General features: G+C 37.5%; 19 protein-coding genes. 7 read left to right on the forward strand and 12 right to left on the reverse strand.

All coding sequences use genetic code 11. The features are described from left to right. Positions 1-44: 44 nt before the first annotated feature. The 3 genes from HQN86_RS13605 to HQN86_RS13615 form a co-directional block, all read right to left on the reverse strand. Positions 45-1,043 carry an NAD(P)H-dependent glycerol-3-phosphate dehydrogenase gene (locus HQN86_RS13605; RefSeq protein WP_172661488.1) on the reverse strand — a complete coding sequence of 333 codons (999 nt, stop codon included), beginning with the start codon at positions 1,041-1,043 and terminating at the stop codon, positions 45-47. 82 nt (positions 1,044-1,125) lie between these two features. Continuing rightward, positions 1,126-2,466: an efflux RND transporter periplasmic adaptor subunit gene (locus HQN86_RS13610; protein ID WP_172661489.1), complete on the reverse strand. Its 1,341-nt coding sequence runs from the start codon at positions 2,464-2,466 to the stop codon at positions 1,126-1,128. Positions 2,467-2,536: 70 nt separating this feature from the next. After that, positions 2,537-3,907 carry a TolC family protein gene (locus tag HQN86_RS13615; protein ID WP_172661490.1) on the reverse strand — a complete coding sequence of 457 codons (1,371 nt, stop codon included), beginning with the start codon at positions 3,905-3,907 and terminating at the stop codon, positions 2,537-2,539. A gap of 151 nt (positions 3,908-4,058) precedes the next feature. On the opposite strand from HQN86_RS13615, the gene HQN86_RS13620 reads away from it, so the two are divergent. Both HQN86_RS13620 and HQN86_RS13625 read left to right on the forward strand, forming a co-directional pair. Beyond that, positions 4,059-4,676, forward strand: coding sequence for a polysaccharide deacetylase family protein (locus HQN86_RS13620; RefSeq protein ID WP_172661491.1), 618 nt, complete (start codon positions 4,059-4,061; stop codon positions 4,674-4,676). A 290-nt stretch (positions 4,677-4,966) separates the two neighbouring features. After that, on the forward strand, positions 4,967-7,243 hold the full coding sequence (locus tag HQN86_RS13625; RefSeq protein WP_172661492.1) for an aconitate hydratase: 2,277 nt from the start codon (positions 4,967-4,969) through the stop codon (positions 7,241-7,243). 71 nt (positions 7,244-7,314) lie between these two features. Here HQN86_RS13625 and HQN86_RS13630 read toward each other — a convergent pair whose 3' ends face one another. After that, positions 7,315-9,279, reverse strand: coding sequence for a glycoside hydrolase family 97 protein (locus HQN86_RS13630; protein ID WP_216854404.1), 1,965 nt, complete (start codon positions 9,277-9,279; stop codon positions 7,315-7,317). Positions 9,280-9,475: 196 nt separating this feature from the next. Between HQN86_RS13630 and HQN86_RS13635 the strand changes: the two genes are divergently transcribed. Beyond that, positions 9,476-9,913, forward strand: coding sequence for a DoxX family protein (locus tag HQN86_RS13635; RefSeq protein ID WP_172661493.1), 438 nt, complete (start codon positions 9,476-9,478; stop codon positions 9,911-9,913). An 11-nt stretch (positions 9,914-9,924) separates the two neighbouring features. On the opposite strand, the gene HQN86_RS13640 is transcribed toward HQN86_RS13635, so the two are convergent. The 3 genes from HQN86_RS13640 to HQN86_RS13650 all read right to left on the reverse strand — a co-directional run bounded on the left by HQN86_RS13640 (position 9,925) and on the right by HQN86_RS13650 (position 13,707). Then, the gene (locus HQN86_RS13640; RefSeq protein WP_246269608.1) at positions 9,925-10,233 is read right to left on the reverse strand and encodes a DUF2007 domain-containing protein; all 309 of its coding nucleotides are present in this window, start codon (positions 10,231-10,233) and stop codon (positions 9,925-9,927) included. A gap of 252 nt (positions 10,234-10,485) precedes the next feature. Further along, on the reverse strand, positions 10,486-11,829 hold the full coding sequence (locus tag HQN86_RS13645; RefSeq protein ID WP_172661494.1) for a GH1 family beta-glucosidase: 1,344 nt from the start codon (positions 11,827-11,829) through the stop codon (positions 10,486-10,488). A 36-nt stretch (positions 11,830-11,865) separates the two neighbouring features. Beyond that, a complete protein-coding gene (locus HQN86_RS13650; RefSeq protein ID WP_246269610.1) occupies positions 11,866-13,707 on the reverse strand; it encodes a MutS-related protein in 1,842 nt (613 codons plus the stop codon). Positions 13,708-13,771: 64 nt separating this feature from the next. Between HQN86_RS13650 and rlmH the strand changes: the two genes are divergently transcribed. After that, positions 13,772-14,245, forward strand: coding sequence for a 23S rRNA (pseudouridine(1915)-N(3))-methyltransferase RlmH (gene rlmH, locus HQN86_RS13655; protein WP_172661495.1), 474 nt, complete (start codon positions 13,772-13,774; stop codon positions 14,243-14,245). A gap of 61 nt (positions 14,246-14,306) precedes the next feature. Then, the gene (locus HQN86_RS27000) at positions 14,307-14,435 is read left to right on the forward strand and encodes a hypothetical protein (RefSeq protein ID WP_262889301.1); all 129 of its coding nucleotides are present in this window, start codon (positions 14,307-14,309) and stop codon (positions 14,433-14,435) included. 66 nt (positions 14,436-14,501) lie between these two features. Here HQN86_RS27000 and HQN86_RS13660 read toward each other — a convergent pair whose 3' ends face one another. Continuing rightward, entirely contained in the window at positions 14,502-15,041 is a 540-nt protein-coding gene (locus HQN86_RS13660) for a DUF5606 family protein (protein ID WP_172661496.1), read from the reverse strand. A 1-nt stretch (position 15,042) separates the two neighbouring features. Further along, positions 15,043-15,480, reverse strand: coding sequence for a peptidylprolyl isomerase (locus HQN86_RS13665; protein WP_172661497.1), 438 nt, complete (start codon positions 15,478-15,480; stop codon positions 15,043-15,045). A 219-nt stretch (positions 15,481-15,699) separates the two neighbouring features. On the opposite strand from HQN86_RS13665, the gene HQN86_RS13670 reads away from it, so the two are divergent. Further along, entirely contained in the window at positions 15,700-16,881 is a 1,182-nt protein-coding gene (locus tag HQN86_RS13670; protein ID WP_216854405.1) for an asparagine synthetase B, read from the forward strand. A gap of 185 nt (positions 16,882-17,066) precedes the next feature. Here HQN86_RS13670 and HQN86_RS13675 read toward each other — a convergent pair whose 3' ends face one another. From HQN86_RS13675 to lpxK, 3 genes are read right to left on the reverse strand one after another with little or no spacing between them, the layout of a single operon-like run. After that, positions 17,067-19,082, reverse strand: a complete 2,016-nt coding sequence (locus tag HQN86_RS13675; RefSeq protein WP_172661499.1) for a putative porin — start codon at positions 19,080-19,082, stop codon at positions 17,067-17,069. Then, positions 19,082-19,897: a purine-nucleoside phosphorylase gene (locus HQN86_RS13680; RefSeq protein ID WP_172661500.1), complete on the reverse strand. Its 816-nt coding sequence runs from the start codon at positions 19,895-19,897 to the stop codon at positions 19,082-19,084. The genes HQN86_RS13675 and HQN86_RS13680 overlap by 1 nt, the downstream gene beginning before the upstream one ends. Further along, positions 19,869-20,930, reverse strand: a complete 1,062-nt coding sequence (gene lpxK, locus HQN86_RS13685) for a tetraacyldisaccharide 4'-kinase (protein WP_172661501.1) — start codon at positions 20,928-20,930, stop codon at positions 19,869-19,871. The genes HQN86_RS13680 and lpxK overlap by 29 nt, the downstream gene beginning before the upstream one ends. Before the next feature lie 113 nt (positions 20,931-21,043). Between lpxK and pruA the strand changes: the two genes are divergently transcribed. After that, a complete protein-coding gene (gene pruA, locus HQN86_RS13690) occupies positions 21,044-22,672 on the forward strand; it encodes an L-glutamate gamma-semialdehyde dehydrogenase (protein WP_172661502.1) in 1,629 nt (542 codons plus the stop codon). The last annotated feature ends 4 nt before the right edge of the window (positions 22,673-22,676 follow it).

Raw genomic sequence — 22,676 nt, forward strand, 5'->3', positions numbered from 1 at the left:
TTATCTGTTTATATAAAAAACAACTATATCCACATTTTGTTTACTTAATTGAGTTGCTCTGTAAGCAAGCGCATTTCAATATGGGGCGAATGCTTTTCGTATAGAATAGCATAAACAGCCCTGCTAATTGGCATATCAACCTTATATTTCTTGTTTACATGGTGCATAGAATTTACCGCATAATAACCTTCGGCTACCATATTCATCTCTAATTGTGCTGATTTTACAGTATAACCTTTGCCAATCATATTGCCAAAAGTCCGATTACGGCTAAATTGAGAATATGCCGTAACCAGCAAATCTCCTAGATAGGCCGACTCTTTAATATCCCTCGAAATGGGATGAACGGCATCTACAAATCTTTTAATCTCCCTGATAGCATTAGATATTAACACCGCCTGGAAATTATCTCCATAACCTACGCCATGGCAAATCCCACTGGCTACGGCATAAATATTCTTCAGAACAGCAGCATATTCAGTACCAAAAATATCATCAGAAATATTGGTTTTAATATACCTTGTGGCCAACAACCTTGCAAAGATTGCGGCAAGCTCCAAATTGGTAGAAGCAATAGTTAGATAAGACAATTTCTCCAAAGCAACCTCTTCTGCATGGCAAGGACCGCTTATAACTACTATATCTTCATACGGCACATTATATTTTTGATTAAGAAATTCACCAATGATTAGATTTTCATCTGGTACAATCCCCTTAATTGCGGAAATGATCTTCTTTCCCTTTAATTGTTCCGGGCTCACACCATCCAGTGTCTCCTTTAAAAATGCTGCCGGCACATTCAAAATGATGTACTCTGCCTTTTCAATAATATCAGAGATATTGTTGGATATATTATCTTCAGGAATTCTGATTTCAACAGAACTCAGATAATTCGGGTTATGCTTATACTTCTGCAAATGCGTTATCGATTCCTGATTGCGCATCCACCAATAGATTTCCTTAGCAGTAAAATTATCTGAAAGCATTTTTATGATTGCAGTAGCCCAACTACCGCCACCAATCATTGCAACTTTAGGTATCATAACTTATAAATAAAAAACCCCGGTTTATTGTTTTAAACCGGGGGCAATTTACTTATTTTAAATGACTGATATCGCTTACTTTCTATTTGGGAGCAGCAAACAATTGATCCTTAGTGGTTTTTTCTACTTTCATACCATCCTTTAATCTGTTTTGAATTGCAGAGTAAGGACCTGTTACCACTTCCTGATTCGCTTTAAGCCCGGATTTAATAATGATGTATTGATCATTTTGAATTCCTGTAGTAACCTCAGTACGTTTTACTGTGCCATTATTAAACACATATACATACTGTTTAATGGTTTTATCAGAAAGCTTAGATTTTTGTTTGTCTACATTTTGATCATTATCAGCAGGCTTTTCGGCTTTAGACTTATCTTCTGTAAATACAGATTGAATAGGAATTGCTAACCCTTTTAAAGATTCACTTTCGATATCCACTGTTGCAGACATTCCTGGTCTGAATGGAGATGGAAGATCTTTTGCTCCTCCCTTAATATTACTATATGATTCAGCTAAAATACGAACCTTAACGTTGAAATTCGTTACCTGATCCACAGTGCTTGTTGCGGTACCCACATCTTTAGATGAACTTGCTATTTCAGTTACAATGCCTTTAAATTTTGTATCGGCAAATGCATCAACCTCTATAATAGAGCTATCACCAACATTTACCCTGTTAATGTCGTTCTCATTCACATCCACGTTTACTTCCATAGATGACAAGTTGGAAATACGCATAATCTCCGTACCTGCCATTTGAGCTGTACCAAGAATACGATCTCCCAATTCAACTGACAATTTAGAGATAACTCCATCAACCGGAGCGTATATAGTAGCTTTAGCAAGGTTAGCTCCTGCCTCTTTAACATTAGCACCACCTTCCTGCAAGCTGTATTTTGCACTGGTAACCATAGCTTTCAACCTGGCGATATCGGCTAAGGCACCAAAATATTGCGCTTTGGCGGCATCAAATTCTGAAGCTGAGATCACTTTTTTAGTAAAAAGTTCCTGACTTCTTTTATAGCTGGCTTCAGTATTATCAAAATTTGCATTGGCTTGTTTCAACTGTTGCTCTGCAGCCACTACCTGGGCTTTCTGAGTATTATTTGAAGCTACAGCTCTTTCAAATCCTGACTGAAGTACATCTGGTCTAACTTTAATCAGCAATTGGCCTTTTTTAACCACATCACCTTCTTTAACCAAAAGTTCAGTAACCTCACCCGATACTTCAGAGCTTAGTTTTACTTCAGTTTCAGGCTGTACTTTTCCACTGGCAGTAACCGTTTCAACAACTTTTCTGTCAGCCGCCTTTTCAATCGTCACCTTCTCGGTCTTATCTCCTCCTATTAAGCCGGTAAATTTTGCTACCGCCAATAATACGAGAATAACTCCTATTGCAATTAGTATGGGTTTTAGTTTCATTTGAGTTTATTTATTTTTTTATCATTTATAATCAAGGGGCAATAAATTGTGCGAATTTATTATGCTGCTCCTAGAAAACTATTTGTTTACCTAAGTAATAGTCAATCACCTTTGCTTTAAAAAGCAAATCATACTTAGCTCTGATCATGTCTATTTCTGCTTTATTCTTATTTGTTAACGAAGTGTTGTAATCTAAAGAGTTAACTAAACCAACGTTATAACGTTGCTCAATTACCGAAAAGGCCTCTTTTCTGGCATTAAAAGTATTGGTTGTAGATTCGTAAGTGCTTTCCGCTGCTTTTAAATCAGCAACAGCCTGATAAATAATCTTATTTAAGTTGTTTTTTGTCAGCTGTTCATCAGCCTGAGTTTGCAAAAAGTTAATTCTTGCTTTCTTTACCCCTATTCTAGATTGTAAGCCATTGAATATTGGAATACTCAAACCTATACCAACTCCTTTCGAAACATTGTTTTTTATCTGGTTACTAAAAGACAGATTCTGAACATTTGCCGGAAGATTATAATTATAGTTATAAAAAGATCCATAACTTCCGCTTAAAGTTAATCGTGGGTATAAACTACCTTTTGCTACATCGATCCCCTTTTTTGCGGAAGCAGTTTGAAGTGCTGCTAGCTTAATATCTGGGAAAAGATTTATTGCATCTGAATATACTTGCTCTGCATTGTAATTTGTAGATGGCTTATTGAATTCAGCTAGTACCGGCGCCTGTACATCGTATTTTGTCGAAGAGGGAATATCCATTAACTGGGCCAGGGTCAAATAAGAAATGCTAAGTGCATTTTCTGCAGTAGTAACATCCAACTGTGCCGTAGCAGTTTGTGATTTAGATTCTGCTAAATCAGCAAGTGTTTTATTTCCAACATCCAAAAGTTCTTGCTGTTGTTTCTGTTGTTGCTGTGCTACAGATAATTGTTGTTTTGCAGCAGATAAACGATCCTTATTATACAAAATCTCCATGTAAGAGGTAATTACCTGAAGAATTAGATCATTCTTAATTTTATCCGTATTGGCTTTTCCTGCCTCAAGAAGTATTTTATTTTGTTTGATCTGGTTTATTTTTGAAAGACCATTAAACAAATCAAAACCTAAACTTGCTCCCGGACTAAAGCTATAATTCTGCGTATTCTCATAAATACCCGTATTACCGAGATTATTACGTCCCCAGCCCATATTCTGATCAGCACCTGCATTCAATGTTGGATATAGCGCTAATTTTGATTGCTTCAAATTTTGACCGGCAAGATCCTCACTGTACTGTGATTTTTTTACCTGAAGGTTGTTATGTAACGTTTCTTCTATTGCTTGTTGTATGGTAATAATCTCTTGAGCGTTAGATTTTTGCACAAAACCCGTAATAAAGATAAGAGAGAGTGCTAAGGTTAATTTGGGCAATGTACTATAAGGGTTAATTTTTTTCATAATTTAGTTTTCACAATATTAATATAAACAACTTATTCGTTTTGTAAATTTTCAGGTACAACAACTGCATTTTATTGCTTCTTCTCTTCCTCTATTTTCTCTTAAGGCTTAAAAGAAGCCAATAAAATTAAAATTTTCTCTAAGTTTGGGCATGTACCTGATAAAATCCCCGCTTTTATTAAAATGGTATTATCCATCATTAACCTGGCACAAGAACCGGGATCAAAAAGTTATTTATTTAACCTTTGACGATGGACCCATACCAGATGTTACAGACTTTGCATTAAAAACTTTAAAAAGCTTTAACGCAAAAGCAACATTCTTTTGCATCGGAGATAATATTCACAAACATCCTGATATTTTTGAGAAGATAAAGAACGAAGGCCATCGCATCGGCAACCATACTTTTAACCATTTAAAAGGATGGAAAACGCCGGATGAAATATACACTAAAAACTTCCAAAAGTGTCAGGAATTAACTAACACGAATTTATTTCGTCCACCTTACGGCAGAATTAAAAAATCTCAGATCACCAACATCCGTGCAATGAACCCGGAAACTCAAATCATTATGTGGGATGTACTTAGCGGCGATTTTGACATCAACCTGGCACCTCACAAGTGCTTCAACAATGTGATTAAGCATACAAGCAACGGGTCTATTGTAGTTTTTCACGACAGTTTGAAAGCCTACGACCGGATGTATTATGCATTACCAAGAGTGTTGAAACATTTTTCTGAACTGGGTTATCGTTTCGATTCTCTTTAATTTTTCATGATCTGAACAGCTAAGGTTAGGCCAAAACACAAAAACAATTTAACACCCTAAAAAACAGATAATTATAAGCACTACAAAAAATAAAAGTGTTCATAAATGGACAGCAGTGTTCAGAAATGATCGCAACTATTTTGCAGATATTTAAGCCATTAAGGCTGTTACATTATTTAGAATAGGTATAAATAATATAATGATATGCAGATGATGTCCTACCCCTGTTTTTTTTTGTAAATTCGCTACAAAATAATAAGAATAACTTACCCTTTTAACACATATTATCAATGGCTTTTGATATAGAAATGATCAAAAAGGTGTATGCAAACTTTGGCCCCCGCGTTGAGGCGGCCCGTAAATTAGTAGGCAGACCTTTAACACTCTCAGAAAAAATCCTTTACGCCCACCTTTGGGATGGAAATACAAATACCGCTTACACAAGAGGTACTGATTATGTAGATTTTGCTCCTGACCGTGTGGCCATGCAAGATGCTACTGCACAAATGGCTTTATTGCAATTTATGCAGGCAGGCAGACCAAAAGTTGCTGTTCCTTCTACTGTTCATTGCGATCACCTGATCACTGCAAAGAATGGTGCTGAAATTGACTTACCAGCTGCAAACACTGAAAGCAAGGAAGTATTTGATTTCTTAGCTTCGGTTTCAAACAAATATGGTATTGGTTTCTGGAAACCAGGTGCAGGTATTATTCACCAGGTTGTTTTAGAAAACTATGCTTTCCCGGGTGGAATGATGATAGGTACCGACTCTCACACTGTAAATGCAGGTGGTTTAGGTATGGTTGCCATAGGTGTTGGTGGTGCTGATGCTTGTGATGTAATGGCAGGATTACCGTGGGAACTAAAATTCCCTAAATTAATAGGTATCAAACTTACCGGAAAATTAAGTGGATGGGTATCTGCTAAGGATGTAATCCTTAAAGTTGCTGGTATTCTTACTGTAAAAGGTGGAACTGGTGCAATTGTTGAATATTTTGGCGAAGGCGCAACAAGCATGAGCTGTACCGGTAAAGGAACCATTTGTAATATGGGTGCCGAAATTGGTGCTACAACTTCAACATTTGGTTACGACGAAAGCATGGAACGTTATCTACGTGCTACCAGCAGAGCTGAAGTTGCTGACGCTGCAAACGCAATAAAAGAACACTTAACCGGCGATGCTGAGGTATATGCAGAGCCTGAAAAATACTTTGATCAATTAATCGAAATTAACTTATCTGAACTTGAGCCTTATTTGAACGGCCCATTCACTCCGGATTTAGCTACTCCTATCTCTAAAATGAAAGAAGTTGCCGCAGCTAACGGATGGCCAATGAAAATCGATGTAGGATTGATCGGTTCTTGTACCAACTCATCATACGAAGATATTTCCCGTGCAATCAGTATTGCCAAACAAGTATCAGAAAAAGGCTTAACTGCTAAATCTGAATACTGCATCAATCCGGGTTCTGAGCAGATCCGTTACACCATTCAGCGTGATGGATTTTTAGACGTATTCAAAAGCATAGGCGCTAAAGTATTTACCAATGCCTGCGGACCATGTATTGGTATGTGGGACAGAGTTGGCGCTGATAAACAAGAGAAAAACACCATTGTACACTCATTTAACCGCAACTTTGCAAAACGTGCTGATGGTAACCCTAATACTTTTGCCTTTGTTGGTTCTCCGGAATTAGTAACAGCATTAGCTATTGCAGGCGATTTAAGCTTTAACCCTTTAACAGATACTTTAACAAACGATAAAGGCGAACAAGTAAAACTTGATGCCCCAACTGGATTTGAATTACCTACTAAAGGTTTTGCAGTTGAAGATGCAGGTTACCAGCAGCCAGCTGAAGACGGAAGCAAAGTAGAAGTACTTGTTTCTCCAACTTCACACAGGTTACAATTACTTGATCCGTTTACTCCTTGGGAAGGCACAGACCTTAAAGGACTTAAATTGCTGATCAAAGCAAAAGGAAAATGTACTACTGACCATATCTCAATGGCTGGTCCATGGTTAAAATTCCGCGGTCACCTGGATAACATTTCTAACAATATGTTAATTGGTGCTGTAAACTACTTTAACGACAAAACTGATTCAGTTAAAAATGAGCTTACTGGCGAATATGGTCCTGTACCAGCAACCCAGAGAGCTTATAAAGCTGCCGGATTAGGCTCTATCGTTATCGGTGATGAAAACTATGGTGAAGGATCAAGCCGTGAACACGCAGCTATGGAACCTCGTCATTTAGGTGTGCGTGCCGTATTGGTAAAATCATTTGCCCGTATCCACGAAACCAACCTTAAAAAACAAGGTATGCTTGGTTTAACCTTTGTTAACAAAGAAGATTACGATAAAATATTAGAAGACGATGTTATCGATATCATTGGATTGACAACATTTACACCCGATGTTCCACTTACTTTAGTATTAAACCATGCTGATGGAACTAAAGAAGAGATATCTGTTAATCACAGTTACAACGAGCAACAAATTGAATGGTTCAAAGCGGGTGGTGCATTGAATATCATTCGCAGAGAAGCAGCAGCTAAAAACGCTTAGTAGCTACATCTCTATACAAGAAAGGGGTTGATATTTAAGATATCAACCCCTTTCTTGTATAACTTGCTTGGTTACATAATTACCGCAGCCCATCCGCCATTGCGAACCATCTTAATATCAATCTTGTCTCCAGATTTAACCTGTATTGTTTTCTTTCTATAGTCCATTGCCTGGCGACCGGCATTAATTCCATCCTCAAAATAAGTCATTGTATAGGTTTTTCCTTTTTCAAGGAAATCGAAATTTAAAGAAACGTTTCTTTCTTTTTCCTTACCATTGGTTATTGCCCCTACAAACCATTTGTCCTTTTTACGCTTTGCCACTACAGCAACTTCACCCATTTTGGCTTCCAGAGCCTTCGTTTCATCCCATGTAGTTGGCACGCTTGTGATGAATTCTGTGCAATCAAGGTTTCTGTAATAAAGCGTAGGATTATCAGCCAGCATCTGTATTCCGCTTTCAAAAACAACAAACAAAGCTAGTTGATAAGCGCGCGTACCAATGCTTGCCGCATTTGGCCTATCAGCTCTATAAACATCAGGCTGCATGCTTATCATTGCACCAGGAGTATAATCCATAGGCCCCACAGCATTACGCATAAACGGCAGGTATAAACTATTATCCGGATAACATCCACCCATCTGCTCCATTCCCCTAACTCCTTCGTAAGAAATCACGTTTGGATATTTATACTCCAGGCCCGCAGGTTTGAATGCGCCATGGAAATCGACAAACAATTTATGCTTAGCCGCTTCTTTTGCAACGTCCTCATAGTAATTAACTATCCATTGATCACTGCGGTCCATAAAATCTATTTTAACCCCTTTTACACCCCATTCCTGAAAGGTCTTAAACAACTCCATGTTCTTATGAACAGTTAACCAGGTTAACCATAATACGACCCCTACGTTCTTCTCTTTACCATAACGGATCAGCTCATGCACATCAACATCTGGATTTGGGGTATAAGGATCAGTGGTACTCTTTGCCCAGCCCTCATCCATAATAATATATGGTATACCAAATTTAGCGGCAAAGTCTATGTAATATTTATAAGTTGCCAGGTTATAACCGGAAACAAAATTCACATCTGGGCCATAAGGTGCGGCATCATTCCACCACTCCCAGCTTGCCTGGCCAGGTTTAACCCAGCTAGGATCTTTAATCACACTTGACGAAGCTAGTTTTAAGGTCATCGTATTTTCAAGCAGTTGCTTATCGTTAGATGTGACCACAAAGTATCTCCACGGGAAATTACGGGTACCCGAAGTTTTTGCAATATAATCAGCCTCTTTAAGTATTTTTAGACTGCGATCGCCATCATCACCAAATTCAAGCGGAACCTTAGGAAAAGCTGCCGACATGCCATTATTCCCGGTTCCCTTGAGAAACATACAAGGATAGTCTGTCAAGTCTGATTCACTGATCAATATCTTATATTTCTTCTTTGTATCTATAAGTACTGGAAGGGTCGACATTTTATTTTCAGGCTTCCAGTCCTTTGACTGCACCTGCGAGTACAGCTCTTCATAAGCAGTTTTAAATCCGCCCGGCTGCTGCAAATGAAGAACGTATTCGCCCGGAAAGTTCACCGAAAATTCCTCATTCATCACCTCAATACTTCCTTTCTTTTTGGTAATAAAACGGTAAGCAATCCCATCATCAAAAGCACGAAACTCTACGGCATAATTACCTTTAAAATTAAATATCAACGAGTTATAGTTGCTTTTTACAGTAGAAAATTTCAAAGAAACATAGGGTTTAATGATTTCAGTACCCTGTCCTTTTTTGCTGCCGGTTAGTTTTGGATTTTGCCCTAAAATTTCATTTCTAAGGCTCATCTGCAGATGGTTATTTTCTAATAACAGATCCTCTCCGGAGGAAATGGAATAATATATTTTGTCGGATATATTAATGGAAACTTTCAATCCTCCATTAGGAGACTTAAGCTCAACACCTTTAGTTTGAGCGTTTAAAATCGCCGACAATCCAAACACGGCTACAATGGTTAGTACGAGTTTATTAATAAAATTCATGAAAATAGTGGTTTAATCTATATGGTTGAGTTTTGCGATTACGTTATATTTTGGTTCAGTTTTGTAAAATTAAAGGTAATGATTTATATGCTAAAACCATTTACTTGCAATATCTTTTCAATTCCATAACCAATTTTCTTAAAGCAAGGAATACATAATTTATTTATGTAAATTCATATAACCAAAATTCAAGATTATGAACGTGCTCACAAAAATTCAAAATTGGGGTAATCGTCATCACCCAAAATGGCTCGACTATTTTAGAATAATTCTAGGTTTAGTACTCATTTGGAAAGGTATTGCATTTGCATCAAATCTTCATGCCTTTACCAATATGATGAAAGATGCTATGTTGGGTGTAGCAGTGTCTATTAGCTTACTGGCGCACATAATTATAGTGCTTCACATCATTGGTGGACTCCTCATTGCTGTCGGCTCACACACACGATTATTTTGCTTGCTCAATTTACCAATACTTGTTGTGGCAGTGTTCTTTGTTAATTTGAGAGCAAACATATTCAGCCCATATGCAGAATTCTGGGTTTCTGTGATTGTACTGATCGGCCTGATCTGTTTCTTGATTGAAGGTAATGGAGTGCTATCTGTTGAACGGGATAAAAAGGCAGTAGTTTAATTTAATTGAAGCTAAAATTCGTACTCGCAATCAAAGCAATGATGAGTTTTCTTTGCATAAAAAGGATAGATCATTAGCGCGAAGGAAACGATCATAGTTAATAGGTTAAATCTCTTTTTTGTAGCTTGTACATACCCTACGTGATTAGAACCACAGTTAGGACAATTCTCAACGCCCGCCTCGGTCTCTTCCTGAGGCAACCGAATATTTTCATCCTGAAGAATGTCCTTTACCAAAGGGATGTCCTTTTCAAAAATGTGCAGTTTAACCCCACCAAGCGCCTGAGTATATAAAGGGTTTATGGTAATTGGATTTTTCATCTGATAAAAAACATTGAACACCGCTATCCATTAATCTTGCTTTCACAATATTGGCCTCAATTGGGTTATAAAAAGTTTCAAATACTACAATCTTATCCATTTAATATGCTTTGGATATAAATGTACAAAAAGCTTTTCATTTGGGATTTTATAATGCCACCTAACATATCTAGTTGCGCCCTGTCAAGTCACAATGAAATGAACTTCTGATGAATTATAAGAAACTCCAGACACGACTTTACTATTGCTGATTTATAAATCGGATGCCAAAAACTGCTGAAACCAGAACCCGGAATCTTTTATGATTCTGTGCTGAGTTTTAAAGTCTGTATGTACTAAACCAAAACGGGCATTAAAACCCTCGGCCCATTCAAAATTATCCATTAATGTCCAGGCCATGTAACCTGTAATATTTAACCCTTCACTTTTGGCTTTTAGGAGGGCCGCCAGATAAAGCTGAAAATAAGCTATGCGTTCCGGATCATGAACATGATTACCCGATACCTTATCATGATAGGCTGCTCCATTTTCAGTAATCATTAGTTTCTTAATACCCGGATAAGAAGCGAATTGCTTAATGATATTGTAAAAGCTATCGGCATTTATTTCCCATCCCATTGCAGTATGTGGTTTTTTTCTGCTTTTAGCTTTAACTTCCCATGCCTGCAAAACAGGGATAAAGGCGTTGTATTTAATGGTTAAGGGAAAATAATTTTGTAGACCAATAAAATCGAAGTCAAAAGTTAGTCTCTTAGTATGTCGCCAGGTAGAATGCTGAATCGAAAATTTCTCCATCAAATCCCAATCTGCTCCTGGATAACCCATTCCCAATGTAGGTTCAATAAATAACCTGTTCATCAAACAATCAATTCTTTTAGCGGCAGTTATATCGGCATCGCTTTGCGTATACGGAATAACTTCAGAGCAAGAGAAGCTTGTTCCAATGTTGGCGTTGGGCACTTCGGCTCTTAATATCCGGCCACCATCGGCTTGTGCTATTGCGGTATGATGAACGGCAGAAAAGAAATTGGTTAAGCCCGTTTTTCCGGGCGCATGTACTCCTAACATGTATCCCAGTGAAGTAAAACCGAAAGGTTCATTCAAAACTATCCAGTTCTTAACCTTATGACCATACTCTTTGGCGCATATAGATACGAAGTTATTAAAGGAATCATTGATGCTATAAGCAGTCCACCCGCCCTCATCTTCCAGCGCATCCGGCAAATCCCAGTGGTAAAGTGTTACATAAGGAATTAGCCCATTTAGCAGGCACTCATCTATCACTTTATGGTAGAAAAGAATTCCTTCTTTATTTATAGCTCCCTTCCCATAAGGAAGAATTCTGGACCAGGCTATTGAAAATCGAAAAACGGAGAAGCCAAGTGTTTTAACAAGGGCTATATCTTCTTTGTACTTATGGTAAAAGTCGCAGGCATGCTTGGGGTCGTGCCCTTTTTTTATTTTACCTGATCTTTTAGAAAAAGTATCCCAAATAGATGGCCCTTTGCCATAGCTCTCAGAAGCACCTTCAATTTGGGCTGCAGCTACCGCCACACCCCATAAAAAATCCTCACCAAAATCAGATGCTTTAATCATACCTGCAGTTATTAAAGGCAATATGGCATTATGGTATTAACTTAATGTTAAGCCTATTTGTTTGAGTAACAGGGCCGCATTAAAAGTTTTGCAAGGGCCATGTTTCAACTTGTAATCAAACTCCATCTCATCCTCTGCTATTTGAATATCAAAATGATAGTTCCTTACATTATCGCCATGATCTGCTTCCATTTCTGAGAGTTGTAAGTCGTGAGTAGCAAACAGTGCAGGTGTGCTTTGTGCAATTAATTTTTCTATAAATACTTTAGATCCAAGATATTTATCCTTACTGTTTGTTCCCCTAAGCATTTCATCGATCAGCACAAATGAATTTGCCGAAACATTGATGGCATCGAGTATCATTTTTAGCCTGTTGAGTTCTGCTTTAAAGGTTGAGGTATGATCGTTCAAAGAATCTTTGATACGCATATAGGAAAGTACTTTAAATATAGAAAGCGACATTTCTTTAGCGCAAACGGGCGCGCCTGCAAATGCGAGCACCATGTTAATACCAACTGTACGCAGAAATGTGCTTTTCCCTGCCATATTTGAGCCTGTAACAATATCAACTGTAGGATGGGCGCCCAGACTAAAATCGTTTACTACACGCTCTCTTTCGTGAATTAAGGGATGTCCTAATTCAATGCCCTTTAAGTTAAAATTATCAGCAATTGTAGGGAAGCTCCAGTCTGGTTGATTGTGGGTAAGTGTGGCAAACGAAATCAACTCTTCGAACTGACTAATCCTATACAGGCCGCCTACCAAGTTAGTTGATGATTTTATATACCATTTATTTAAATCGAATGAGCATTTTAGATCCAAGAGCAGAAACAGGTTTAAAAAAAAGCCTACAAATGGGTTAAGCCTGTTATCAAATGCTTTAATGATGGATGATAGTTGTTTGATCTGTTTACTTACAGGATCGTTTGTTATGCCGTCGCTATCATTTCCCTTAAAAAAATCTTTAATATAGGTGCTTTTCCAGGTAATTTCTTCTGTCCACTTTATTGTGCCAGAGAAGGAGTCTAATAAATTTGATCCCCCTGTAAATCCATAATAAACCAGGTTGATGTATTTCAGGTTGAAGAAAATGAGTGACATATTAAATAAGGCTACAAGGCCAAATATTTTCCATACATGACCACCGAATATTGCGCCAAGTATAAGCACCCCAAAAGTAATAAAAGGCCCTATTTTTACATATAATTGAAGCGTTTTATTGTGAGTAAACTTTAGCTGATTGGGCAGCTGATGTTCCAGTTTATCCTTAATAACGTCAAGCTGACCGGGTTTGTGATTTTGTAATTCGGCCCGGAAGTGAAAAGTTTTATCTATATGTTCAGTCATTTCGGCGATAGCTTCTTGTCGCTGCAAAATGACGTCCTTTCCATTTGGCCGACCCAGATTTTCTGCAAGGATATTTAAGCCATTATTTGTATTGCAACGATTGATATAAGAGAACAAAGTTCCTTGCCCGTAAATGTCCAAATCTGATGAATAAGAATGGTATTCGTTGCTATAGCGCTCTCCATCACTATATCCATTGGTATTTGAAGTAATATGATTCACTTCATTTTGGTAAACCCACAAAAGTTGTTCGGCGTAGGTTAGCTCTTGTTGTACTGCAATTTGCTTTTTCACCAAAATCATAAAAAAGATTACCGGTATAATAGTTAGCGCTATTAACACCCACGAAAAACCAATATTTATGATGAGCGCTATTATTATTACTTCGGCAATAAACAGACCCAAACGGGAGAATGATATTTTATTAAGCTTGCTCTTAAGGCCATCGATTTGAGTTTGCTGACTTGCTACATTATTTCTGTAATCGTTTAAAATGCTATCTTTTGTTCTTATCATTGTATTTTTCTCCATTGAACTGTTTTGCTTCGGCCCAGTTTGATAAATATAGGGAATTGATTATTACGCCGCTAATTAGATGAAGATTACACTACTTGTTACAGGAAAAACAGAAGAAAAATATCTTATTGAAGGTATTGAGAAGTATTTAAACCGACTAAAACATTATATAGGGTTTAATATGATCGTTATTCCTGATGTAAAAAACACTAAGAATCTAAGTGAGGCGCAACAAAAGGCAAAGGAAGCTGAAATGATGTTAAAACACATCAGTAATCCGGATACTGTAATTTTGCTTGACGAGAAAGGGAAAAAATATACTTCTGTACTATTTTCAAATTATTTGAACAAACAGATGATTGGAAGTGTTCAGCATTTGGTATTTGTAATAGGTGGACCTTATGGGTTTGATGAGTCTGTTTATAAAAGATCCAACGGGAGTATGTCGCTTTCTGATATGACTTTCTCTCATCAAATGGTACGTTTATTTTTTGTAGAGCAGCTATACAGGGCTTTTAGTATATTAAAAGGAGAACCATATCACCATGAATAATCTGTATTAATTTTATGGAAATTTAATCCCGCTCTCATCATTATTTAAAAGGAGATTTATTATGCGCTTACCATCAGAATATAAAAGAAATTACAAGTTTAAAAGCGACAGAGGAAAGGATCGTTTAAGCTATATTATTGCCATAGTTATATCGGCAATAGCGTTTTTACTGATCTGGTATTTGGCTTAAAATAACAAAGAGCCCGATCAACATTAACGTTAATCAGGCTCTTTATATCATATTGTAATTCGCTAACTACACACCTTTTTTACTGGTCATGCTTGCTTTTTTAGCTGGCTGTGATGTTTTAGCCGGTGCTTTTGCATTTGCTGGTTTTGGCGTAGCTTTTGGCTTCTTATCGATTTTTTCTTCAGCCTTTAAAGCTTCCTGTTCTGCACTTACTGATGGGGCATCCTCTGAAAACAAAGGCAGCTCTTTTAATAAATGGTACCAGGTAACAATCTTTTTCATATCAGAGGTGTATACTTTTTCCTCATCATGATCTGGCGCAACTTCTTTAAAGAATGCTTTTAAAGCGTTTGCGTCTGTTTTTGCATCAGGAACGTTTCCTTTAGCCGCAGCAATGTTAGCCAAAACATCCACAAGCTTCAGATCCTCATCTTCGCCATAAATGGTAATGTCTTCTAATGATGCAAGTTTAGTTGTAGTAATATTGGCTACAATTTTAACTTTTTGAGCATCAAGGCTCTCAAGAACGTATCCGCCTTTATTTTGCCCTACTAGTTTAAATAGCCCCGGTCTCCCAGATACTGCTACTATTCCTCTTAAATTCATATTAATCCTCTATTACTTCTATTCCTAAAATCTTGTCACCTTGTTTAATATCATCAACAATATCGACATTTTCTATTACTTTACCGAATACTGTGTGGTTTCTATCAAGGTGAGCAGTATTATCTCTGCTATGACAGATAAAAAACTGCGATCCTCCTGTGTTTCTGCCAGCATGTGCCATTGACAAAACACCACGGTCATGATATTGGTTCTCTCCAGAAAGCTCACAATCAATTTTATAACCCGGGCCACCTGCACCAGTTCCGGTAGGATCTCCACCCTGAACCACAAAATTTGGAATTACTCTGTGAAATATAACCCCATCATAAAATCCCTCGTTCGCTAATTTTTTAAAGTTAGCAACTGTATTTGGTGCATCCTGATCATAAAACTGAACAGTCATGTTCCCTTTCTCTGTTTTAATTATTGCTTTACTCATGTTGTTTTTTGTAAACGCCAAACTTAGATAAAATAGTTTTTATATGCAATTTATACTAAAAGCGTTATATGTACATTATAATTTTATATTGGTATGCAAAAAATATACATTCGTACTCACTGATACAACCACATGATTTTAAGCTTGAAAAAATTTGGCCTTCTGTTTTTTTTACTCGTAGTTACAATAGCTGCTAAGGCATCGTCTATTCTTATTTACATGGATGAGGACCAAAAAAACCATTTGAAAGCTTATGGTATAGCATATTGGGGTATTAAGCAAAAAGCGGATGTTAGCTGGCTCTTAAATTACAGAGGTGGTAGTTTTTTAATTGGCTATAACAAGGCTATTGAAGACGAGTGTAAAACCAGGGGGGTTTCTTATCAGATACTTGCCGACGGAAAGGTTACATCTATTTTAAATGAGATTAGCGACCCACAAGTAAATATGGAAATGGTGAAGCTTGAAAAAGCTCCAAAAATAGCGGTTTATTCGCCTAAAAGTAAATTACCATGGGATGATGCGGTTACTATGGTGCTTACCTATGCTGAAATTCCTTACGATGTGGTTTATGATGATGATGTTTTAAAGGATAAATTGTCGGCATATGACTGGCTGCACCTGCATCACGAGGATTTTACCGGCCAGTATGGTCGCTTCTGGAGTGCTTTTAGAAATGCGACTTGGTATCGTGAAGATGTTAAAAATCAAGAAGCTACTGCAAAAAGAAATGGTTTTACTAAGGTATCTCAATTGAAGTTGGCTGTAGCTAAACGGATAAAGGAGTTCTGTACTGGAGGTGGATTTCTTTTTGCAATGTGTTCGGGTACTGATAGTTTTGACATTGCATTGAGCGCCGAAGGTGTTGACATTTGTGAAAGTATGTTTGATGGCGACGGGGCCGATCCGCAGGCTCAAAGTAAACTTAATTTTAATAACACCTTTGCTTTTAAGGATTTTAAGCTTGATGAGAACCCTAATAATTACGAATTTTCTGATATAGATGCTACTCAAACCAGAACACTTACACAGGCTAATGATTTTTTTACACTGTTTGATTTTTCTGCAAAATGGGATCTTGTGCCAACTATGCTCACTCAAAACCATGATAAGGTAATTAAGGGTTTTATGGGCCAAACCACTGCATTTAAGAAACGTTTTGTAAAACCAAGTGTTACGGTTCTTGGTGAAAATAAAGGCGCCGAAGAGGTACGCTATTTAAACGGCGAGATTGGTAAAGGGCAGTTTACTTTTTATGGTGGACATGATCCGGAAGATTATCAGCATGCTGTTGGAGATCCTCCAACTGATCTAAATCTGCACCCTAATTCACCGGGTTATCGGTTAATTTTAAACAATGTTTTGTTTCCGGCTGCTAAAAAGAAACCGCAAAAGACTTAGTGACTTCGGGCAAAACTTAATACTGTTAAAAGTAGTAATGCCATGCTATATAGCTTAGCTCGTCATTTCGACGATAGGAGAAATCTCTTGGTTATGCCAATTTGCATTTGCAGCTACTTCGTGGTCAAGAGATCCCTCCTATCGTCGAGATGACGGAAGTTTAAAAACAACCGCTCATCAATAGTTTAATCGTAGAAATTCCAGCTTACTCCAAATTTGAATAATAAACGATCTGGCATTGGATAGCGATCAACTGTATAATATCCTTTATAAAGTAAGCCCTGGTTTACATAATCGCATTTCACAAAAAGGTTAGCTCTTCTTAAACTTGCTTTAACCCATACATCTACAATTGGCGTGGTATCAAACGTTACATCTTTACCAATATAGAACTGGCCAGTTGCAGTTGAATACGAGTATGCTTTGTATGGTGTGTTGTAACGGACATCGAAACCGACATTGGTTTTTAACACCTTAAAAAAGGTGTGATCCAGATAAAAACTATTGAAGGTATAAACTTCAGGAGTACGTAACTTATCGGGATTATCTGTTTTTTGGTAAACAACATAACTCTCCAGATTAAACTTACCGAATCTGAATTTTTTACCTGCAGTTATTTTAAAGAGGTTTATAGAGGAACCTAACTGAAGTGGTTCTATTCCGCCTTTGTCATCCTGACCAAAATAAAGATACTTATCTATTAAATAGTACTGTGCACCTGCATCAAACCCAAATTTTTCGTTGATAAAATTAAAGGACAGGTTGATGGTTTTAGTACGATCGAAATTATTTTCCCAACGGTAGTGGTTGCCAAAGTAATTGGTATAGGTTTCTTCAGGTGACTTGTTTTGGAAATAAGCACCTAGAACTATACGACCAACAGATTTACTTAAGAGCACGTTACTTTTGGCTTCGTATAAAAAATCACCTACGTTTCGTCCTTGAAAGATTTGTTGTAAATCGACATTAAAATCTATTTTGTTACTTAACCGATAGCCGGCATTACCCAACAAACTAACATTTTGGAAAGTAGCTGAATAATCATAAAACCGGGTTCGGTCTCGATAAAGCACCATCTGGTTATAATTATAAAAGTCGTGCTTTATACCTACATCGAGCTTTAGCTCATTTTTGATAATTGAACTTCCTTTTGCCCTAAGGAAAAAGCTGTAGATAAACTCATTCTGTATGTGGGTATATCTTGTACTATCATTAGTGAAAGTAGTATCTGCCAAACCAATACCATTTGGGAAAACAGATTCCCTGACACGTTCTGAAGTAAAGCCCTCATCCTTTTGGAATGCATAGGAATTTGCATCATACTTTAAAGTATAGGATATCTTGTTTGTTGGGAGTATTTTTTTTGTTATTTCCTGGGCAACGCTATCTATCCGCCCCACAAAATAGGTCTGCTTAAGCATAAAACCAGTTTGCCGCCATATTCGTTTACCAGTTTGCAGCCTAACAGGTTCTGTAAGTTTATCTACAGAATTGTTTGTACCTGTATAAATAGAATCATTAAGTATGGATCCATTTTCTTGAGTTTTAAGGGTATTAAACACTACACTAGCCCATAGATTATACCTTTTGTTTGGCGATTGGTACCAGCTAAAGAGCGCGCCATTCAGGTCGTCTCCCCTTTGCCTTCTGTAATAACCATTTGCCCCTATCCTATTAAAATTGAGGCCCACATTAAAGTTCGGCTTAATATTCTGAGAGTGTATTACTTTAAAAACTTGCTCAGCTTCGCCGGCGCTAACATAATAAAGACTGGTAAATGGTGTTCTTGCCTGGTAATACCTAACATCGTCGTGCGTCATTGCGTAATAATCAAGCGAGTGCATACCAATGTCAAAACCTATTGTTTTAGACGGCTCAAAAAGCATTGGTCTGGCGGCCAGGCCTAAGTTACCAACCCCAACTGTTGGTGTTCTTGGTTGTATAAGTATGTTAAAATTTTGAAAGCCTGTTAGTGTTGTGTCCAGAGGTATAGTTTGTATGCTATCCTTTGTAAGTTTAAGGGTAGTATATCTGATAAATCTTGAGGTGAATACTATAGAATCTCTTCCTTCTTCTTCTTTCTTTCTTAAGGAGTCCATCTCCTTATTATCATTAACGGTAGTTTTTAAATCCTGCGCGAACAATTGTGCACCACCGAAGATGACAAAGCAAAAAACAAGAAAGGCAATGTTTTTATACATTATAAAGTTGAAATTAACTGGCTCAATATTTTTGTCATTTTAGGCTCGGCTATCTTTGCTGTTTCTATTATTTCTTCAAGACTAACCGGTTCAAGTACTTCAGGGAATCCCTCATCCGTTAAAACAGAAATTGCAAATACAGGGATGCTCATGTGGTTGGCTACTATAACCTCGGGCACAGTACTCATCCCTACAGCATCGCCTCCAATAATTCTCAAATAATTATATTCTGCTTTAGTTTCTAAATTGGGTCCTGTTACGGCAATGTAAACGCCTTGATGGCACTTAATGTTGTTGTCCTTAGCAATATTAATTGCTTGCTTTATTAATGCTCTATTATAAGGCTGACTCATGTCGGGAAAACGAGGTCCCATGTCTGAATCATTACTACCACGTAAAGGACTCTCTGGCTGCAAATTGATGTGATCATTGATCACCATTAAGTCGCCTTTTTTAAATTCCGGATTTAACGATCCCGCAGCATTTGAAACAAATAAGTGGGCTATCCCTAAAGCTTTCATTGCCCTGATCGGGAAAGTAATTTGCTGCATAGAATAGCCTTCGTAATAATGAAGCCTTCCTTGCATTGCAATTACTTTTTTGCCATTGAGCTTTCCGAAGATTAGCTTTCCGGTATGAAATTCGAGTGTCGAGATTGGGAAATTAGGAATATTAGAATACATCAACTGGTATTCAACTTCTATATCGTTAACAAGACCACCAAGGCCAGTTCCTAAAACAATTCCAATTTCCGGAAGGAAATTATCAGTTTTTCGTTTTATATATTCAACGGTTTCGTGTAGTGCTTGAAACATAATCTAAAATCTTTTGATCAAATGTAGCTTTATCTTCTTCCTGTAATGTTATTTTAACAGGCAAATAAAAGACAGGCAAATTTAAAAGTAATTCTTTTAATACATCATCTAATAAACGTTGTGCATCTTTTTCTGTTGTTATTATTATTTTTTCTTCTGAAGGTTCGTTCTTAAAGGCATTTACAAGTTGCTGAATATTTTGCAAAGTAAAGCGATAATGATCAGGATAGTCATGGTGATCTATACGCTGCGTATATTTTTGCAACTGAGTTAACAAAGGTAAAGGGTTAGCTATCCCGGTTAATAAGAATACAGAAGTAGTACCTGAAATTGAGGATAGGGGCCGCTGTTCTTTTGAAATAAGGTTTGTAAGGCTACTATAAGTTAAAAAAGAAAAGGATAGCTTTTCTTTTGCTGGTGTATCAAACCTATTTAAGCAAGCTTGCTTTTGATGCACATCTATCTTTTCTGGTCCTTTGGTAACCAGCAATGCCTGTGCCCGATGGTATCCAGAAAAAGGTTCTCTTAAATTTCCGGCAGGAAGCAAAAATTGCGGACTTAGTAGTTTTTGATATTCAAAAAGAAGGATGTTAAAACCGGGTTTTACACTCCTATGCTGAAAAGCATCGTCCAGTATTATAATATCGTGATTACTTTTTAAAAGATTAATACCGGTTACCCTGTCTTCGCAAACTGCAACTGTAACTGTTGGAAACTTGTTGTAAAACTGCATTGGTTCGTCGCCTATTGTTTCTGCATTTGAGTTTGCATCTGCAAGGATATATCCTTTAGTTTTACGGCCGTACCCCCTGCTTAGGATGGCAATACGCTTATCAGATAACAGATTTACGAGGTACTCGGTTACCGGACTTTTGCCAGCCCCCCCAACAACAAGGTTCCCTACACATATCACCGGTAAGTCAAAATTTGTTTGCTTAAACACACCTGTATCGTATAGCTTATTCCTGATGAGAACTACTAAGCCATAGAGGACAGAAAACGGAAGTAATAATAATCTGAGGTATTTAATCATGTGCCGTTTCAAAAATAAGAATTATTACCTCGCATTTTATCACGTTTATACGGATTGCCATTTACCTGTGTAATAAATAAAAGTTTACCTTTGTAAAAATAACTTATTATAACATGCTTAAAGGATTTTTTAACGTACCCGCTCCTGTAAATGAGCCCATTTTGGGTTATGCACCAGGGAGTAAAGAACGTGAACTTTTAAAGGCCGCTTTAGCCGATGCCCGTTCCAAACAAATTGAGATACCGATGTATATTGGTGTTGAGGAAGTGCATACAGAAGTTAAAGGAAAGGTTACCCCTCCGCACGATCATCAACATGTATTGGGTAAATATAGTATTGGAAATAAAAACCACGTAAAGCAAGCTATTGATGCTGCTTTGGCAGCTAAAGCTGATTGGGAAAATTTGGCGTGGGAACATCGTGCTGCAATTTTTCTGAAGGCAGCCGATTTAATTGCAGGTCCGTATCGTTATAAATTAAATGCTGCAACAATGCTTGGGCAGTCTAAGAATGCTTACCAGGCTGAAATTGACTCGGCATGTGAGCTGATTGATTTCCTTCGTTTCAATGTTAGTTATATGGCTGAAATCTATAAGCAACAACCCCCTGTTTCGCCTAAAGGATCTTGGAACAGAGTTGAGCAACGCCCATTGGAAGGTTTTGTGTTTGCTTTAACCCCGTTTAACTTTACTGCCATCGCAGGGAATCTTCCTACATCAGCAGCTATGATGGGGAATGTTGTGGTATGGAAACCAGCAGATACTCAAATTTTTGCAGCTAATGTATTAATGCAGATATTCAGAGAAGCGGGATTACCTGATGGTGTGATCAACCTTGTTTATGTTGATGGACCTGAAGCTGGCGAAGTGATTTTTAGTCACCCTGACTTTGCCGGAATTCACTTTACTGGTTCTACTGCAGTTTTCCAAAACATCTGGAAAACTATTGGTAATAACATTCATAAATTTAAAACCTATCCGCGTATTGTTGGAGAAACCGGTGGTAAGGATTTTATCCTTGTTCATGGTTCTGCAGAACCGGAAATATCAAGTACAGCAATTATTCGTGGTGCTTTTGAATATCAAGGTCAGAAGTGTTCTGCTGCTTCTCGCGTTTATGTATCGAAAACCGTATGGCCTGAGATTAAGGATTTAATGATCCGTGATCTGGCTACCTTTAAAATGGGTGGAACTGAAGATTTCAGTAATTTCATTAATGCAGTTATTGACGAGAAATCTTTCAATAAACTGGCTAAATATATTGATGAAGCCAAGCAAGACAAATCTGTAGAGATTATTGCAGGAGGAAACTACGATAAATCTAAAGGTTACTTTATTGAGCCCACAGTTCTTGTTGTTAAAGATCCAAAATATACCACAATGTGTGAAGAGCTTTTTGGCCCTGTATTAACAATATACGTTTACGAGGATAAAGATTTTGATAAAGTTCTGGACATTATAGATACTACTTCTATTTATGCCTTAACAGGTGCTGTTATTGCCCAGGATCGTTACGCGATAGAAAAGGCTACTCAACGTTTAAGAAACGCTGCCGGTAATTTCTATATTAATGATAAATGCACCGGTGCTGTTGTTGGACAGCAGCCTTTTGGTGGTGCCAGAGGATCGGGTACAAATGATAAAGCCGGATCAATGATTAATCTATTGCGCTGGGTTTCTCCTCGTACTATTAAGGAAACTTTTGATCCACCAAAGGATTATCGTTATCCATTTTTAGGATAGATAC

Origin of the sequence: Pedobacter panaciterrae, from assembly GCF_013204795.1 — a bacterium.
GTDB lineage: Bacteria > Bacteroidota > Bacteroidia > Sphingobacteriales > Sphingobacteriaceae > Pedobacter > Pedobacter panaciterrae.

Coding starts and splice junctions, on each gene's coding strand:
- HQN86_RS13605 (WP_172661488.1), bottom strand. CDS start 1,043: ATGATACCTAAAGTTGCAATGATTGGTGGCGGTAGTTGGGCTACTGCA.
- HQN86_RS13610 (WP_172661489.1), bottom strand. CDS start 2,466: ATGAAACTAAAACCCATACTAATTGCAATAGGAGTTATTCTCGTATTA.
- HQN86_RS13615 (WP_172661490.1), bottom strand. CDS start 3,907: ATGAAAAAAATTAACCCTTATAGTACATTGCCCAAATTAACCTTAGCA.
- HQN86_RS13620 (WP_172661491.1), top strand. CDS start 4,059: ATGTACCTGATAAAATCCCCGCTTTTATTAAAATGGTATTATCCATCA.
- HQN86_RS13625 (WP_172661492.1), top strand. CDS start 4,967: ATGGCTTTTGATATAGAAATGATCAAAAAGGTGTATGCAAACTTTGGC.
- HQN86_RS13630 (WP_216854404.1), bottom strand. CDS start 9,279: ATGAATTTTATTAATAAACTCGTACTAACCATTGTAGCCGTGTTTGGA.
- HQN86_RS13635 (WP_172661493.1), top strand. CDS start 9,476: ATGAACGTGCTCACAAAAATTCAAAATTGGGGTAATCGTCATCACCCA.
- HQN86_RS13640 (WP_246269608.1), bottom strand. CDS start 10,233: ATGAAAAATCCAATTACCATAAACCCTTTATATACTCAGGCGCTTGGT.
- HQN86_RS13645 (WP_172661494.1), bottom strand. CDS start 11,829: ATGATTAAAGCATCTGATTTTGGTGAGGATTTTTTATGGGGTGTGGCG.
- HQN86_RS13650 (WP_246269610.1), bottom strand. CDS start 13,707: ATGGAGAAAAATACAATGATAAGAACAAAAGATAGCATTTTAAACGAT.
- rlmH (WP_172661495.1), top strand. CDS start 13,772: ATGAAGATTACACTACTTGTTACAGGAAAAACAGAAGAAAAATATCTT.
- HQN86_RS27000 (WP_262889301.1), top strand. CDS start 14,307: ATGCGCTTACCATCAGAATATAAAAGAAATTACAAGTTTAAAAGCGAC.
- HQN86_RS13660 (WP_172661496.1), bottom strand. CDS start 15,041: ATGAATTTAAGAGGAATAGTAGCAGTATCTGGGAGACCGGGGCTATTT.
- HQN86_RS13665 (WP_172661497.1), bottom strand. CDS start 15,480: ATGAGTAAAGCAATAATTAAAACAGAGAAAGGGAACATGACTGTTCAG.
- HQN86_RS13670 (WP_216854405.1), top strand. CDS start 15,700: ATGGATGAGGACCAAAAAAACCATTTGAAAGCTTATGGTATAGCATAT.
- HQN86_RS13675 (WP_172661499.1), bottom strand. CDS start 19,082: ATGTATAAAAACATTGCCTTTCTTGTTTTTTGCTTTGTCATCTTCGGT.
- HQN86_RS13680 (WP_172661500.1), bottom strand. CDS start 19,897: ATGTTTCAAGCACTACACGAAACCGTTGAATATATAAAACGAAAAACT.
- lpxK (WP_172661501.1), bottom strand. CDS start 20,930: ATGATTAAATACCTCAGATTATTATTACTTCCGTTTTCTGTCCTCTAT.
- pruA (WP_172661502.1), top strand. CDS start 21,044: ATGCTTAAAGGATTTTTTAACGTACCCGCTCCTGTAAATGAGCCCATT.